The following is a 15,670-nucleotide window of genomic DNA, read 5'->3' as shown; positions in this document are numbered from 1 at the left end:
GTACCTTTTAGGAATATTAAACTAAAAACTACAATTATGGACTTTAGAAAAATTTTACCACTTTGCTTGGTTATTGGAGGCCTTATATTCTCTACTCATTCTTGTAAAAAAGAGGAAGAACCAGCTGAAGAAGAACCGTCAACAAACATTGATGCTTCAAAAGATTATGCAGTATCAGAAACAGCTTTTAATGATGTATATGCTATTGTTTCTGAAATTGCACAAAATGAAAATGATTTAAAGTCCACTTACTTTTTTGGTAATTGTGCAGCAATAACTATTAGCCCATCATTACCTGATACTACTTTTCCTAAAACGGTAACTATCGATTTTGGAAACTCATGTGTTGGTTTAGATGGTAAAACAAGAAGTGGAACAGTTACTGCAACATTCTCTGGGAGATATAGAGATAGTAGTACCGTGATCAATGTAACTCCGAACTATACTGTTAATGGTTATACTTTGACTGGATCTAAAACCATCACTAATGAGGGGAGAAATAACCTGCAACAATCTTATTTCTCTATTGTTGTTAATGGTACAGTAACCCATCCCAATGGAAATAGTTCTACGTGGACATCTAACAGAACTAGAACTTGGATTGAAGGAGAAAACACGACATTTCTTTCTCATGGATGGACTGGAATTACAGATGACGTCTATGAAATTAGTGGAACTGGAAGTGGTGTGACGCAAAACGGTTTAGCATATACAGCTAATATTTCTACACCTCTTATCATCTATGTTAACTGTAGATGGATTGTAGAAGGAGTTTTAGAGATTACACCAAATGGTCTAGCAACACGTTCAATTGATTATGGTGTAAGAGCTGATGGTTGTGATAATAATGCTACTGTTTCTGTTAATAATTTATCATTCCCAATTCAATTAAATTAATTGCTATATATTCAAGACTATAATTGATAATACTGATCAATAAGCCTAACAGTTTCTACTGAGCTGTTAGGCTTATTTATTGATTTTTTTATGCGCTACTTTGTTCAAATTGCATATAACGGAAAAGATTTTCACGGTTGGCAAGTTCAACCCAATGCGAATACTGTTCAAGCTGAAGTAAACAAAGCACTAACCACTTATTTTAATAATGGTCCAATTCATTGTGTGGGATGTGGTAGAACAGATACAGGCGTTCATGCTTCAGACTTTTACCTCCATTTCGATATTGATAAAGCAATTGATACAGAAGAAACGACTTACCGTATTAATCGCATTTTACCCTTTACAATTGTCGTCAAACGTTTTATAAAAGTAGAAGACCACCAACATACACGTTTTGATGCGCTATCCAGAACTTACGAATACCATATTCATACACAAAAAAATCCTTTTATTCTAGAAGGTTCACTCTTCTACCCCTACCCATTGGATATTAAGCGTATGAATGAGGCTTGTCAGTTATTATTTAACTATAGTGATTTTACTTCATTTAGCAAAGTGCATTCAGATGCCAAGACAAACATTTGCAAAATCATGTATGCCAAATGGGAAGTCAATAATGATCAAATAGTATTTACTATTCAAGCTGATCGTTTTTTGAGAAACATGGTAAGAGCTATAGTAGGTACGTTGCTAAAAGTTGGTCAGCACAAGCTCTCTATTAATGATTTTGCTAATATCATTGAAGCTAAAGATCGCTGTGAAGCTGGAAAATCTGTAGATGGTAAAGGCTTGTATTTATCTAAAGTTGAATACGACTTTATTGACTAAACAAACTTTTTCTTCAATTGTAAAATGGGCTTCTCATACAATTCGTATGAAAGCACAGCCATTAAAAGTACCAACAAAATATTTAAAGGATATTGCTGAACTGCCAGTTCTCCCCCAGGTCCAGTTCGTAAGAAAAACCCCTGATAAACGTATATTCCATAAGATATTTTCCCGATATATCTAAACAAAAGATTGTCTAGAATTGCTGTTATTTTTGATGACTGATTGTATAACAACCATATTAATCCTAAACTTACGCCAACAGCCTGAAAAATTGGTGCAGTAACTAGTAACAGTTCTAACGAATAAAGGGGATAAAGAAATAAGCCTATTCCAGCAATTAAATACCAATACTTACTATGGAAATGAATCTTCCATTTTTCTGAGTATCGATTATTGAGTATCGCAAAAAGACTCCCTACTATTATCGGGGCTACAGCTGGAAAGAACCAACGGTCTGTATGATAATGGTCAGCTACAGCTAACGTCGGGAAAAGATAATATCCAATTAAACACATGATCAATATTCCTCCTACAATAAAATACAACTGGTTTACTCTTTTAAACAGGCTAAGGATAAATGGCCAAGTTAAATAAAACTGTTCCTCAACTGCTAATGACCAAGTATGTCCCAATTCAACTGTATAGTAATCGTGATGCACAAAATTATAGACATAAAACACTGAAAACACATACCCTATCAACGTTGAGGAAATATCCCCTCTGAGCATAAATACTGCTATGATAGCGTAAAATAAAATCAATGGAGGAAGCAAACGTATAAAACGTCTTGCAAAGAAGTTTTTAAAATTGATTTTCCCTTTTTTACCTCGCTCTTTTAGTAAAATGGTGGTGATTAAAAAACCACTTAATGTGAAAAAAATCTGAACGCCAGTTGTCCCCGAGACAACAATCCACATCCGAGTATCATAAAAGGCATAACCGGCTGGTAAAAGATGAGATACGACAACTAAAATAATTGAAAAAGCGCGCAAAGTATCATATCCTTTAATATAGTTCATCAGTATCTTTGTATTTACTTCGAATCAAAACATCATCACTTAAGCCCTTTACAACTCCAAGTTTTAGACTTTAACCGTTTCAATTAAAAATATAGTGACGCTAAATTAAAAAATTAGAAAGATTTCTAAAAATAGATCTTAAAAGCGTTTTCCTATTTCAACTCTTAGTTTTCGAGTATAATCATCTTCTAACCACTGTACGTAACTTGGTGTACTTTTGCAAATACAATAAGTATAACGTCTAACACGATCCTTGATGTCATCTTCCAACAATTCTGCTAATTTTCTAGCATCATAAGCATCTTCTGCGTTTTCACAACAAATCGTTGCATGTTGATTAATAGATTCTTCTATTACCAACTTAGGACGCTGATGTTGAGATAACACCTGCTTATATCTTGCTTTTACATCAAAATCTAGCTCTTTAGAATTAGGGAATTGAGCCCTAACTTCAGGAGGCATTTTATAGACAAAGTTTTTCTCTATTTCCTCATCCGTTTGAATGGTCTCTAAATATAAATCTGGAACTCTAAAAATATACTGCCAATCAACTTTCTCATACCAAAGACCAAAACGAGCAGCATTGTTCCCTAAATCAATGACTGAAAATTCTTTTTTATCAGGTAATACACGCGAGCCTCTTCCAATCATTTGGAAATATAATGCTAATGATTTGGTCGCTCTATTTAAAACAATTGTTTCTACTGTTGGTTCATCAAACCCAGTAGTTAAAATACTAACTGAAGTAAGAATAGCATCTGGTGTCGTTTTAAACCAATACAAGATTTCTTCTCGCTCAGCTTTACTATTTTTATTATCTAAATGACGAATATTATACCCCGCTTCTTTGAAAGTTTCATAAACCTGTTTTGAAGTATTAATTCCGTTATTGAAAATCAATGTTTTGGTCCCTTTAGCCTTTTCCTCATATGCAAACAATAACTTTTCTTGCATTGGGTAATCGGTGTATAATAATTCTGAAGATTTTACAGTATAATCTCCATTAATCCCAATTTTAAGTGATGTTAATCCAACATCATAACTATAAGTTACAGCTTTTGCTAAGTACCCCTCTTTAATCAAAGCAGCAATATCAAACCCTGTTATTAGTTCATCGTAATTATTCTTCATAGGAAGCTTTACATTTGAACTCAAAGGGGTAGCTGTTACTCCTAAAATAAAACGATCTTCAAAGTATTTGAATAACTTATTAAAAGAGTTGTAATGTGCCTCATCAATAATAACAAGCCCAATATCTTCCAACTCAAACTTCTCATCTAACAGACGATTATTCAGTGTTTCTACCATTGCTACAAAACACTTATAATCGGATTGGTCAGGAAGCTCCTTTACTTTACTGTCTATTACTTTGTTCTTAATTCCAAATCCATGTAGCATTCTATCTGTTTGCTTACACAGCTCCACTCGATGTGTTAGAATCAATACTTTCTTTCCTGTATTCTCAATATATTGCCTAGAAATTTCAGAAAAAATAACTGTTTTTCCTCCCCCAGTTGGTAACTGATACAATAAGTTATAGTTATCTGGATGCTCATCAATTCTAGTAAAGATTTCTTTTAAATCTTTTAATTGATAATCATATAATTTTTTCCCGTCTTGTTTCGCTTCAATATCGAAGGTTTCCATCTCCATTCTTTCTAAAATTCGTGCAAAACTACATATAATAAAACGCTTTATGAAACGTTTTTTTGAGTTTTTATCTGAATTGTGAAATTGAACTTTTAAATAACGAGATAATTTACAATAAAATATCCATCGCCGTATGAAATCGATTTAGTATTTTCGTGAGCAACAATAAAGATCATTATGAATACTATGCACGCTACTGAATTAGGAAACGTTGAAATACAAATAAACGACAAAGGAATTGCAACCATTGAGTTTTCTCACCCACTAAGCAATTCTTTACCTGGAAAAATTCTTCAAAAATTGGCTAATACGATTACTGAAGCAGGGAACAATGATGCCATAAAAGTTATTATTTTAAAATCTGCTGGAGAAAGAGCTTTTTGCGCTGGTGCTAGCTTTGACGAATTAATTGCTATTGATGACTTGGATACTGGAAAAACATTTTTCTCTGGTTTTGCCAATGTAATTAATGCTGCGCGTAAATGTCCCAAATTAATCATTGGAAGAGTTCAAGGAAAAGCTGTTGGTGGAGGTGTTGGAATGGCGAGTGCCGTTGACTACTGTTTTGCGACTAAATTTGCAGCAGTTAAACTGAGTGAATTAGCTGTTGGAATTGGACCTTTTGTTGTAGGACCTGCAGTTGAGCGAAAAATAGGAACTTCTGCTATGAGTCAACTAGCAATCAATGCTACTGAATGGTACCCTGCTAACTGGGCGAGAGAAAAAGGACTCTATACTGATGTCTATGAAACTGCTGAAGAAATGGATGAGGCGATAGAAGTATTAGCTCATAAACTAGCAAACTCTAATCCTGAAGCAATGCAGTTATTAAAACAAATTTTCTGGGAAGGTACCGAAAATTGGGATAGTCTATTGAGTGAGCGTGCTGCTATGAGCGGTAAATTAGTACTCTCTGATTTTACTAAGAATGCGATCAATGCTTTTAAGAAAAAATAAAACCATTGAGAGAATTAGCTAATTAGATGATTATTCGACAAACAATAACAACTTACCAAAGGAAAAGATCATGAGTATTGCACAACTACATGAGTTATTTACAAAATCTTCTGGTGTCTGTACAGATACTAGGAACATTATAAAAGATAGTATTTTTTTCGCGCTTAAGGGAGCTAACTTTAATGGTAATAAATTTGCTGTAAAGGCGCTCGAAGAAGGATGTGCTTACGCAGTTATCGATGAGGCTGAATTTAATATGCACGACAACTGTATTTTAGTTGATGATGTCCTAAAAACGTTGCAAGATTTAGCTCACTTTCATCGTAAACAGTTTCAAATCCCTGTATTAGGAATTACTGGTAGTAACGGAAAAACAACCAGTAAGGAATTGATTGGGGCTGTACTAAATCAAAAGTTTAACTTATTGATGACTCAGGGTAACCTCAATAATCATATTGGTGTTCCATTAACCTTATTACAATTGAACGAAAAACATCGGTTTGCGATCATTGAAATGGGGGCAAATAAACCGAAAGACATCAAGGAATTGGTAGAAATAGCAGCTCCTACACACGGTATTATAACCAATATTGGCGCTGCGCACCTCGAAGGTTTTGGTTCTTTGATGGGTGTGATTAATACTAAAAAAGAGTTATACGATTATATCTCTGAGCATGAGGGAGTTTTATTCTACAATAACGATGATGAAATTCTAAAAAATATCTTACCTAATAATACGGAGAACAATGAATATGGTACAACAGAAGGAACGGTAAGAGGTGAATTAAAAGAACTCACTCCTTATGTTCGATTCAGGTGGAACTTTAAATCGACTTATTCGTCTCCTATTCTGACTTCTAAATTGGTTGGAAAATACAACTTCACCAACTTCATTGCGGCAGCCTGTATTGGTAAATATTTTAAAGTTGATAACGATAAAATTGGAAAAGCTTTAGAAAATTACACCCCTACCAATAACCGTTCACAAGTTTCTGTAATTGAATCAAACACCTATATAGTTGATTGTTATAACGCTAACCCAACAAGCATGCTTTCTGCTTTAGAGAGTTTTGTAGAAATTACTCATGATAATAAGGTTGCCATACTTGGTGATATGCTGGAACTTGGGCATTATTCATCTGATGAGCACAAAAAAATAGTAACTTACTTATTACAACATAACATCAAAGCATTGTTAGTTGGCCCTGAATTTGGTAAAAACAACAATTCTTTTGAGTCATTTCAATCCGTTGATGAATTGATTAAATCTGGTAAGCATCAATTGAATGACGCTTTAATATTGTTAAAAGGCTCTAGAGGGATTCAATTAGAAAAGATTTTGAAGAGTTGAGGAATTAGGAGCTGAGGAATTCAACTATACCAATAAATAATACAATGAAAAAAATATATTACTTAAGCACTTGTGATACTTGCAAGCGTATAATGAAAGCAATCGAAGTAGATGAAACTTGGGTTAAACAAGACATTAAAACTGAAAAAATAACAGAAGTCCAATTGGATGAAATGAAAGCACTTTCTGGATCTTTTGAAGCTCTATTTAGTAGAAGAGCTCAAAAATACAAAGCGTTAGGTTTAAAAGAACTTTCTTTATCTGAAGACGATTATAAAAATTACATTTTAGAAGAGTATACTTTTTTAAAGCGACCTGTTACGATTATTGACAATCAAATTTTTGTTGGAAATTCAAAAAAAGTGACGGAAGCTGTTATTCAAGCATTAAAATAAATGAAAGCACACATCGCTTTATTTTCTGTTAATTTAATCTACGCGCTAAGCTATGGGATTTCTAAAGAAATTATGGGGGAATATATTCCATCCTCTTTATTTATCTTATTTAGAGTCTTAGGGGCTGGGCTTTTATTTTGGCTGTTCTTTTTTAAAACAGAAAAAATTCAAACCGTTGATTATTTTAAGATTGCACTGGCTGCTGCATTTGGTATTGCGTTCAATAAACTATTATTATACGAAGGTTTAGGGCACACTTCTGCTATCAATACTTCTATCATAATGGTGAGTTCGCCTATACTCGTCTTAATTATCGCTAGTTTTCTATTACGTGAACGTTTATCCTTTCTGAAAATAACTGGTGTCACAATAGGATTAACGGGCGCCATTTCTCTCATATTATTTGGAAATCAAACAGAAACAGGACAAGTCAATTGGTATGGAGATGCTTTAATTTTATTGAATGCTACGTTATACTCTTTTTACCTGGTAATTATTAAACCTTTAATGAATAAATATAGTCCATATACTTTCGTAAAATGGGCGTTTACATTTGGTTTAATCTATGTACTTCCTTTTGGAATTGCAGAAATGCCTAATGCCAATTGGGATATGCCCCTTGACGTTATTTTAAAGATCATTGCCGTGGTATTCTTTGCTACATTTTGCACCTATTTATTTACGGTATATGCGATTACCAAAGTTAGCCCTACGGTGGTCAGTTCATATATCTATTTACAACCTATTTTTGCTACATTATTTGGGATTTACTTTGGAACAGAAAGCATTTCCACCTTTAAAATTATTTGTGGTTTAGCCATATTCATAGGGGTTTATTTAATTGGATTAACCCCTAAAAAAGCATTAACAACACCCAAAAATGCCTAAAAACTTTAAAGCACATATTGCGCTCTTCTCGGTTAACTTAATTTATGCCTTGAGTTTCGGGTTTTCTAAAGATGTTATGGATGGATATATTCCTGCTTTTACCTTTATTTTATTTAGAGTTTTAGGGGCTACTTTTTTGTTTTGGCTACTCTTTTTTAAAACGGAAAAAATTGAACGAAAAGATTACGGGAAATTTGCTATAGCTGGTATTTTTGGTGTTGCAGCAAACCAACTCATGTTTTTTGAAGGCTTAGATCACACCTCTACCATTAATGCTTCTATTATTATGGTGAGCACACCAATACTTGTACTAATATTTTCTGCTTTTTTAATCAAAGAGCGGATCTCTAGAAGGAAAATACTAGGTGTTTTTATTGGACTAATTGGAGCTGTTTCCTTGATCTTATTTAAAGGTAATTCTATTCAAAATGAGGCAACCTTTTATGGAGATTTATTTATTTTTTTAAATGCTAGTTCTTATGCGCTATACTTAGTTTTAGTAAAGCCTCTAATGAATAAATACTCTCCTTATACCGTCATCAAATGGGTCTTTACTTTTGGGTTAATTTATGTTATTCCATTTGGAGTAAGTCAATTTGGTGCTACTAACTTTGATATGGATTCAAATATAATTCTAAAAGTTATCTTTATCATTGTATTCACCACATTCCTCACCTATCTATTAACGATGTATGGCTTAAACAAAGTAAGTCCAACAACTGTAAGTTCTTATGTCTACTTACAACCTGTTTTAACAACAATTATTGCTTTAATTCTTGGTTTTGAACAACCTACATGGATTAATTTATTTTGTGGCTTATTAATCTTCATTGGTGTTTACCTCGTTAGTTTTAAGCCTAAAACTTTGCACAAAAAAAAGGCACATTAAAAAATGTACCTTTTAAGTATTTAGACGCTAGTCTTTTTATAAGTCAGCGGCATTAGCAATCATTTCAGCAATATCTAACACTTCTATTTCATCTTCTTTATTGAAGTGTTTTACACCATCAGTCATCATTGTATTACAGAAAGGGCATCCAGTGGCTACAACATTTGCCTTAGCTTCTAGCACATCTTCTGTACGCTCAACATTTACTTCTTTATCACCTTTCTCTGCTTCTTTAAACATTTGAGCACCTCCAGCCCCACAACATAGGCCTTTAGTTTTACAACGTTTCATTTCTACCAACTCACTATCCAATTTGGATAATAACTCTCTTGGTGCTTCGTAAACATCATTAGCTCTACCTAAATAACAAGGGTCGTGGAACGTAATCTTCTTCCCTTTAAAATCTCCTCCATCTTTTACAGAAATCTTACCTTCTTTTAATAAAGTATTGATTAACTGAGAATGGTGTACCACATCATAATTCCCCCCTAGTTCAGGATATTCGTTTTTAATCGTATTAAAACAATGTGGACAAGCAGTTACAATCTTTTTGATTTCATATCCATTCAACACCTGAATATTTTGAACAGCTTGCATCATAAAAGTAAATTCGTTTCCTGCTCTTTTAGCTGGATCACCTGTACAAGACTCTTCAGTTCCTAGAACAGCGAACTTAATCCCAGCATGATGTAAAATTTTTACTACAGCTTTGGTTATTTTTTTGGCTCTATCATCAAAACTACCTGAACATCCTACCCAAAATAAGATTTCCGGAACTTCTCCTGCAGCAACCATTTCTGCAACTGTTGGAACTTTTATTTTTTCACTCATTTTTTTCTTTTTAGACAAAAAGCTCAAGACCAAAAGGCTCAAGACTTCTCAAATATTTTATATAATATCACTATTATCTCATTAATCTTCATCAGCCCATTTCAAACGGTCTGTTGGTGAGAATTGCCATGGCGCTCCATTGTTCTCAATATTCGTTAGCATTCCTGCCAACTCACTTGGAACTTTAGATTCTTCCATAACTAAATATCTTCTTAAATCGACGATAACACTTAATGGATCAATATTAATCGGACATTCCATTACACAAGCATTACAACTTGTACAAGCCCATACTTCCTCCTCTGTAATATAATCTCCAAGTAAAGATTTACCATCGTTAAATTCTTTTCCTTCTTTCTTCGCTTTTTTAGCTTCCTCTCCTATTTCTTCAACTCTATCACGAACATCCATCATGATTTTTCTAGGAGAAAGTTTCTTTCCTGTTTGATTCGCAGGGCATGAATCTGTACATCTTCCACACTCAGTACAAGTATATGAATCCAATAATTGCTTCCAAGTTAAATCCAATACATCTTTTGCTCCAAAACGCTCTGGTTCTGCTATCTCTCCTCCTTCTGGCGGAGCTGCATAGGGATCAAAATTAGGATCAAACATTTTTTCAACCTCTTCTTTAACAGCAGCTAAATTAGTAAACTGTCCTTTGGCTTTTAGATTGGCATAATAGGTATTTGGAAAAGCCAATAAAATATGAAAATGCTTCGAATACGGGAGGAAATTCAAGAATGCTAAAATTCCCATAATATGAAACCACCATGTTCCTCGCTCAATAAAAATTAGCGTCCCGTCAGATAATCCATCAAACAAAGGAACTAATAATCCACTAATTGGAAACGAACCAGCTTCTACATAATGTCCTACACCTCTTGACTGTAATATTGCATCTGAAGCATTCATAATTAAAAATGCTGACATCAATAAAACTTCTGACACCAAAATGATATTTGCATCATCAAATGCCCATCCTTTTAATTCTGGTTTATGAAAACGAGGAATAGTAATGACGTTCCTTCTTATTAAGAAAATGATACAAGATAGCCAAACTAAAAACGCTAAGATTTCAAACGAACCAATTAATGCGTCATATAATCCTCCTAGTCCAGCAAATACTCTGTGGTGCCCCGTAATTCCATCAATAATAATTTCTAACACCTCAATATTGATAATCACAAATCCTACATAAACCAAAATATGTAAAATTCCTGCGATTGGTCTTCTCGTCATTTTTCCTTGTCCGAGCGCAACACGAATCATATTTTTCCATCGTTCCCCACTATTATCCGTACGATCTAACTCTTTCCCTAGCTTTATATTACCAGAAATACGCATGATATTTTTCCCAAAAAATACTCCCGCACCTACTAGTAACACTACAAATATTATACTTGCCAACATATTCTATACAATTATTTTTTTTGCAACTACAAATAACGTAAAGATTCTTATAAGCGCAAAAGAAAAAGAGGTTTACGATATCTTAAACCTCCTTGTTTTAACTTATTTATATTTATTCTAATTAAAGCTGATAATTAACCCCTAGACTCGCTCTAGCATATAACCTATCAGCACCACCAATTAGAAAACCTGTAGATGAACTTCTTCTATCAGCAATTGGAAGTGTTGGCTTTTCATATCTTACTGTTGATCGATTTACATTAAACATTCCTAAATTTACCTTAGCTTCAAAAGCTAATTTATCATTTAAGTTAAATTTGCAGCGAGGCCCCATATTTATATCTACCCCAAAATCACTTTCCCCATAATTAAAATCGGTAGATAAGAGAGGGTCTCTTGATATTTTAACAAAGTAAGGTTCAGCACCTACTCCAATAAAACATTTTAACTTTTCAAATGATTTAAATATGGCGAAGTTATAATTATAACTTAGGCGTAAATCCATCCCAGAAAGATTTTTTTCCCATCCGGAGTTAGAGTAAAACTTAAACTTAATAAGTTCAAATTCATTAAAGTTTCTTTTCTCCTTAGACATTAACTCCATTGCTACAGAGATATAGGAACTTGATTTAAACTCTGGATAAGTACGCTCTTTTTCCACATCAAAATTCCAAAAAGACTTCAGCTTAATATTTTTATTTGAACTAGCAGAAACTTGAGCTGTTGACAAATTATAAGCCCCTATTAATAATAACAATATTTTTATCTTCATTGTCGAATAGTTTGTACATAGAACTATGAAAAAATAAAAATATTGTAGCTAGATAACGTATTATTTCTTATGATACCCCAATAAACCTTTGTTGCTTTCTAATAACTCTGTAGTATATTTTTTTGACCTTAAACAAGCTTTAATTAAGGGAAACTCTTTTGCTAAATTTGCTGTTAAAGCACTTGAAAACACACAACCACTTCCATGTTTAGCAGTAGGGTATTTCCCCATCGGATTAAAGGGATACACTTTTCCTTTTGATGTATAAAGGTAGTCCTTTCCTACTTGTTCATCGGCATGCCCACCTTTTAAATAAACATTAGTAAAACGGGCTAACTTAGCAGCTCCTATGTGTGGGTCTTCTTCTCCAGACAACGTTTTAATTTCATTCCAATTTGGAGTCAGAATATCAATATTCTGGAGGAGCTCTTCTAAACGATCTAATTGATGTTGAAAATCAAAACCTGATGAAGTACCCAAAATAGGGTCCCAAATCACTTTTGCTGTTTTTAGTTCAGGAATTTTTAATACTCTTAATAAAAAATCAAGGCTGGGAACTAGCCCTATTTTAATGTACTCAAATTGATATTGCGACAAAAGCGTTCCTAGTTGCTTTTTAATAAAATCTTCATTCACCCATTCTACCTTTACAAAGGTATCTTCGGTTTGAATAGTATTCCCAGTAACAACAGCCATTCCCTGCACCTTATGTTGTTCAAACACTTTGATATCAGCCAACACACCTGCGCCACCAGAAGGATCAAATCCTGCTATACTTAAAACTAAAGGTCTTTTCTTCATAACTACGACTTAGCTTTCAAGCTATTTCTTTCTGATGACATACGAAAAACCATTAGATTGCCTTAAACATTCTATTTTATAATATAAATCAGCTGTTTCTTTTGCTTCTTCAGTACTTAATTTTCTTTTATATTTTAGCCCTAGATATCCAAATTTTGACTTTACCTTAAATGTAAATCGCATCATTTTAGCGATTAGCTTTCTAAAAAGTTTAAAGGGTAAAGGATAAAAAAGAACATTCAGATGATAATCTATCCCAAATGCTCCCCCTCCAGAAACTTTTTCTAATTTCATTCCGTTAATATTTGAATAATGCTCTAAAGCTTTAAAACTCAAATGTGAATACGAAATTTCATGAAAGCACTCCATAAAAGCAACATACCCAACAAAAACACCTCCAGGCTTCAATACTCGAGCGACTTCTGAAAAGGCCTTTCCAACATCAGGGATATGCTCTAATACAGCATCCATTATGGCCACATCAAATGTAGCAGTATCAAAAGGTAAGTCTTCTGCATCTCCCACAACAACATGAGCACCACCTTCAAAAGGCTCTACCCCAATCCATTCACCTCCTACAGCTTCTACAATAGCTCTGTTTTTACCATATCCACAACCTATATCCACTACTTTCTTGTTAGCAACAACTTCTCGAAGTTGATATACCGGTTGATTAATATAAATCTCACAATCAGGAGCTTGATCTTTTAAGGTTAACTTTCTTACTCCTTGCCCTGGCACTGGTTTCTTCTGTCCCATAAATTTCGTTTACATTAAGCCTATAGCTTTCAACCTTCTATTTAAATAATCACCCGCAAGTGTATCTTCATGTAGTTTCGGATGAGCCTCATCTATACATTCTTCCAAACAATTTAAAGGCATGTCAGGTCTTGGATGTAAAAAGAATGGAATAGAAAAACGATCTTCTCCCCATTGCTCTTTAGGAGGATTAACTACTCGATGAGTTGTTGAACGTAACTTATTATTCGTCAAACGTTGAAGCATATCTCCTACATTTACCACAATATGGTTTTCGATAGAAGTTACGGCCACCCATTCTCCTTGTTTATTTAAGACCTGTAAACCATCAGCAGAAGCTCCAACTAACAATGTAATTAGATTAATATCTTCGTGTTCTCCAGCCCTAACGGCATCTGGTTCTGGATTTACAATTGGAGGATAATGAATTGGTCTTAAAATACTATTTCCATTATGAATATGTTGGTCAAAGTAATCTTCTTTAATTCCTAAATACAAAGCTATAGCCCTTAACAACGTCCTACCTGTATTCATAAATGTTAAATAAGCTTCTCTCCCAGTACTTAAGAAGTTTTCAACTTCTGGCACATCAACATTATCAGGATAAATTTCTTTAATTGAATCTCCATCTTCAACAAACTGACCAAAATGCCAAAACTCTTTTAAGTCACCTGCTTTTGACTGTTTTGCATGCTCTCTTCCAAATGAAGTATACCCTCTTTGTCCACCTATCCCCTCAATTTCATATTTCATCTTAATTTCAGTTGGCAAACTAAAAAATGCTTTTACTTTAGCATATAATTTTTCTATCAACTCATCTGAAATCCCATGATTTCTAACTGCTACAAATCCAATAGACTCATAAGCTTCTCCTATAGATTTTACAAAGTGCTCTCTTCTTGTTACATCGTCTGATAAAAAATCTGCTAAATCAATTGACGGTATTCCAACAGGTGTGTTCATATTCTATTTTATTGGTTGTTATTTTATATATATCCCTTGAGTTTCAACAACACAAGGCTTAGGTTGTTTTAATTTAATGCTTGTCTTAAATCTTCTAAGATGTCTATGGTGTCCTCTATTCCAACACTTAAACGTATCAACGAGTCTGAAACCCCACTCTTCTCCCTTTCTTCTTTAGGGATTGCTGCATGTGTCATGGTAACTGGATGGCCAACCAAGGATTCTACACCTCCTAAGGATTCTGCCAAAGCAAATATTTTTAAGTTTTTTACAATGGTCAAAGCATCTTCTAAACGATCTCCTTTTAAGGTAAATGAAACCATACCGCCAAAATCTTTCATTTGCTGCTTTGCTATTTCATGATTTTGATGCTCTGGCAAGCCTGGCCAATACACTTGATCTACTTTAGGATGAGTCGCCAGCATCTCAGCCACTGCTTTTCCATTAATACAATGTTGCTGCATTCTCAAGTGAAGAGTCTTTATTCCTCTTAATACTAAAAAAGCATCCATAGGACCACAAATTGCCCCACTACTATTCTGAATTCTATAGATTTCTTTCGCTATGTTTTCGTCCCTACAAACGAGAAGTCCCATTACAACATCTGAATGTCCACCTAAGTATTTTGTTGCTGAATGCATTACAATATCCGCTCCTAAATCTAATGGAGTTTGTAAAAAAGGGGTTGCAAAAGTATTATCTACAGCCAACAAAACCTTATACTTCTTCGCCAACTCAGCCATAGCTTTGATATCGATAACCTGCATTGTTGGATTGGTTGGTGTTTCAACCCAAATTAATTTTGTACGTTCGTTGATTGCTGTTTGAACCAACTCAATGTCTCCCATTGGCACAAAACGAAAGTGTATACCATACTGCTCAAATATCGTTTTAAAAATACGATAAGTACCACCGTAGAGGTCATTGGTTGAAATCACCTCATCACCAGGTTTTAGCATTTTAATAACACAATCTATTGCTGCCAAGCCAGATCCAAACGCTGCTCCATAGTTCCCATTCTCTATTGCTGCTACATTACTTTCTAGAGCGCTTCTAGTTGGATTTCCTGTTCTTGAGTACTCAAACCCTTTATGTTTCCCAACCTCATCCTGAACATAAGTAGAAGTCTGATATATAGGCGTCATAATTGCTCCTGTTGAGGAGTCTGGTTCTATTCCAGCATGTATTGCCTTGGTTCCGAATTTCATTTTTCTTCTTAACGCGCTTTGACTAGACGCGAAAATAATGTTT

At 34.1% G+C, this 15,670-nt stretch carries 16 protein-coding genes; 7 read left to right on the top strand and 9 right to left on the bottom strand.

All coding sequences use genetic code 11. The features are described from left to right. Window positions 1-36: 36 nt before the first annotated feature. Window positions 37-897, top strand: a complete 861-nt coding sequence (locus N4A35_08860; protein ID MCT4581512.1) for a hypothetical protein — start codon at window positions 37-39, stop codon at window positions 895-897. Window positions 898-987: 90 nt separating this feature from the next. Beyond that, the gene (gene truA, locus N4A35_08855; GenBank protein MCT4581511.1) at window positions 988-1,728 is read left to right on the top strand and encodes a tRNA pseudouridine(38-40) synthase TruA; all 741 of its coding nucleotides are present in this window, start codon (window positions 988-990) and stop codon (window positions 1,726-1,728) included. Here the strand turns inward: truA and N4A35_08850 are convergent. Beyond that, window positions 1,725-2,750 (bottom strand): acyltransferase, encoded by a 1,026-nt coding sequence (locus N4A35_08850; GenBank protein MCT4581510.1) that lies wholly within the window; start codon window positions 2,748-2,750, stop codon window positions 1,725-1,727. The two genes, truA and N4A35_08850, sit on opposite strands and share 4 nt — an antisense overlap. Before the next feature lie 138 nt (window positions 2,751-2,888). Next, window positions 2,889-4,403 (bottom strand): DEAD/DEAH box helicase, encoded by a 1,515-nt coding sequence (locus N4A35_08845; protein ID MCT4581509.1) that lies wholly within the window; start codon window positions 4,401-4,403, stop codon window positions 2,889-2,891. Between the two features lie 183 nt (window positions 4,404-4,586). Between N4A35_08845 and N4A35_08840 the strand changes: the two genes are divergently transcribed. The 5 genes from N4A35_08840 (at window position 4,587) to N4A35_08820 (ending at window position 8,880) form a co-directional block, all read left to right on the top strand. Next, complete coding sequence (locus tag N4A35_08840; protein ID MCT4581508.1) at window positions 4,587-5,357, top strand: enoyl-CoA hydratase/isomerase family protein; 771 nt, start codon at window positions 4,587-4,589, stop codon at window positions 5,355-5,357. A 70-nt stretch (window positions 5,358-5,427) separates the two neighbouring features. Then, window positions 5,428-6,708 carry a UDP-N-acetylmuramoyl-tripeptide--D-alanyl-D-alanine ligase gene (locus tag N4A35_08835; protein MCT4581507.1) on the top strand — a complete coding sequence of 427 codons (1,281 nt, stop codon included), beginning with the start codon at window positions 5,428-5,430 and terminating at the stop codon, window positions 6,706-6,708. 44 nt (window positions 6,709-6,752) lie between these two features. Beyond that, window positions 6,753-7,103: a hypothetical protein gene (locus N4A35_08830; GenBank protein ID MCT4581506.1), complete on the top strand. Its 351-nt coding sequence runs from the start codon at window positions 6,753-6,755 to the stop codon at window positions 7,101-7,103. Further along, on the top strand, window positions 7,104-7,991 hold the full coding sequence (locus N4A35_08825) for a DMT family transporter (protein MCT4581505.1): 888 nt from the start codon (window positions 7,104-7,106) through the stop codon (window positions 7,989-7,991). Then, on the top strand, window positions 7,984-8,880 hold the full coding sequence (locus N4A35_08820; protein MCT4581504.1) for a DMT family transporter: 897 nt from the start codon (window positions 7,984-7,986) through the stop codon (window positions 8,878-8,880). Before N4A35_08825 ends, N4A35_08820 begins: the two co-directional genes overlap by 8 nt. A gap of 36 nt (window positions 8,881-8,916) precedes the next feature. Here N4A35_08820 and N4A35_08815 read toward each other — a convergent pair whose 3' ends face one another. The 7 genes from N4A35_08815 to N4A35_08785 form a co-directional block, all read right to left on the bottom strand. Next, complete coding sequence (locus tag N4A35_08815; protein ID MCT4581503.1) at window positions 8,917-9,711, bottom strand: (Fe-S)-binding protein; 795 nt, start codon at window positions 9,709-9,711, stop codon at window positions 8,917-8,919. An 81-nt stretch (window positions 9,712-9,792) separates the two neighbouring features. After that, a complete protein-coding gene (locus N4A35_08810) occupies window positions 9,793-11,124 on the bottom strand; it encodes a (Fe-S)-binding protein (GenBank protein ID MCT4581502.1) in 1,332 nt (443 codons plus the stop codon). 121 nt (window positions 11,125-11,245) lie between these two features. Then, complete coding sequence (locus tag N4A35_08805; protein MCT4581501.1) at window positions 11,246-11,896, bottom strand: hypothetical protein; 651 nt, start codon at window positions 11,894-11,896, stop codon at window positions 11,246-11,248. 60 nt (window positions 11,897-11,956) lie between these two features. Beyond that, on the bottom strand, window positions 11,957-12,697 hold the full coding sequence (locus N4A35_08800) for a hydroxymethylpyrimidine/phosphomethylpyrimidine kinase (GenBank protein ID MCT4581500.1): 741 nt from the start codon (window positions 12,695-12,697) through the stop codon (window positions 11,957-11,959). Window positions 12,698-12,718: 21 nt separating this feature from the next. Beyond that, window positions 12,719-13,456 carry a methyltransferase domain-containing protein gene (locus tag N4A35_08795; protein MCT4581499.1) on the bottom strand — a complete coding sequence of 246 codons (738 nt, stop codon included), beginning with the start codon at window positions 13,454-13,456 and terminating at the stop codon, window positions 12,719-12,721. 9 nt (window positions 13,457-13,465) lie between these two features. After that, window positions 13,466-14,419 (bottom strand): isopenicillin N synthase family oxygenase, encoded by a 954-nt coding sequence (locus N4A35_08790; protein ID MCT4581498.1) that lies wholly within the window; start codon window positions 14,417-14,419, stop codon window positions 13,466-13,468. A gap of 68 nt (window positions 14,420-14,487) precedes the next feature. Further along, a complete protein-coding gene (locus tag N4A35_08785; GenBank protein MCT4581497.1) occupies window positions 14,488-15,663 on the bottom strand; it encodes a cystathionine gamma-synthase in 1,176 nt (391 codons plus the stop codon). Between the last annotated feature and the right edge of the window lie 7 nt (window positions 15,664-15,670).

It is taken from the genome of Flavobacteriales bacterium, assembly GCA_025210295.1.
Lineage (GTDB): Bacteria > Bacteroidota > Bacteroidia > Flavobacteriales_D > Parvicellaceae > S010-51.
Note: the sequence above shows the minus strand (reverse complement) of the source record. Positions and strands in the feature narration are given on the sequence as shown.

Excerpts from the sequence above, each read along its gene's own strand:
- N4A35_08860 (MCT4581512.1), top strand. The coding sequence starts at position 37 with ATGGACTTTAGAAAAATTTTACCACTTTGCTTGGTTATTGGAGGCCTT.
- truA (MCT4581511.1), top strand. The coding sequence starts at position 988 with ATGCGCTACTTTGTTCAAATTGCATATAACGGAAAAGATTTTCACGGT.
- N4A35_08850 (MCT4581510.1), bottom strand. The coding sequence starts at position 2,750 with ATGAACTATATTAAAGGATATGATACTTTGCGCGCTTTTTCAATTATT.
- N4A35_08845 (MCT4581509.1), bottom strand. The coding sequence starts at position 4,403 with ATGGAGATGGAAACCTTCGATATTGAAGCGAAACAAGACGGGAAAAAA.
- N4A35_08840 (MCT4581508.1), top strand. The coding sequence starts at position 4,587 with ATGCACGCTACTGAATTAGGAAACGTTGAAATACAAATAAACGACAAA.
- N4A35_08835 (MCT4581507.1), top strand. The coding sequence starts at position 5,428 with ATGAGTATTGCACAACTACATGAGTTATTTACAAAATCTTCTGGTGTC.
- N4A35_08830 (MCT4581506.1), top strand. The coding sequence starts at position 6,753 with ATGAAAAAAATATATTACTTAAGCACTTGTGATACTTGCAAGCGTATA.
- N4A35_08825 (MCT4581505.1), top strand. The coding sequence starts at position 7,104 with ATGAAAGCACACATCGCTTTATTTTCTGTTAATTTAATCTACGCGCTA.
- N4A35_08820 (MCT4581504.1), top strand. The coding sequence starts at position 7,984 with ATGCCTAAAAACTTTAAAGCACATATTGCGCTCTTCTCGGTTAACTTA.
- N4A35_08815 (MCT4581503.1), bottom strand. The coding sequence starts at position 9,711 with ATGAGTGAAAAAATAAAAGTTCCAACAGTTGCAGAAATGGTTGCTGCA.
- N4A35_08810 (MCT4581502.1), bottom strand. The coding sequence starts at position 11,124 with ATGTTGGCAAGTATAATATTTGTAGTGTTACTAGTAGGTGCGGGAGTA.
- N4A35_08805 (MCT4581501.1), bottom strand. The coding sequence starts at position 11,896 with ATGAAGATAAAAATATTGTTATTATTAATAGGGGCTTATAATTTGTCA.
- N4A35_08800 (MCT4581500.1), bottom strand. The coding sequence starts at position 12,697 with ATGAAGAAAAGACCTTTAGTTTTAAGTATAGCAGGATTTGATCCTTCT.
- N4A35_08795 (MCT4581499.1), bottom strand. The coding sequence starts at position 13,456 with ATGGGACAGAAGAAACCAGTGCCAGGGCAAGGAGTAAGAAAGTTAACC.
- N4A35_08790 (MCT4581498.1), bottom strand. The coding sequence starts at position 14,419 with ATGAACACACCTGTTGGAATACCGTCAATTGATTTAGCAGATTTTTTA.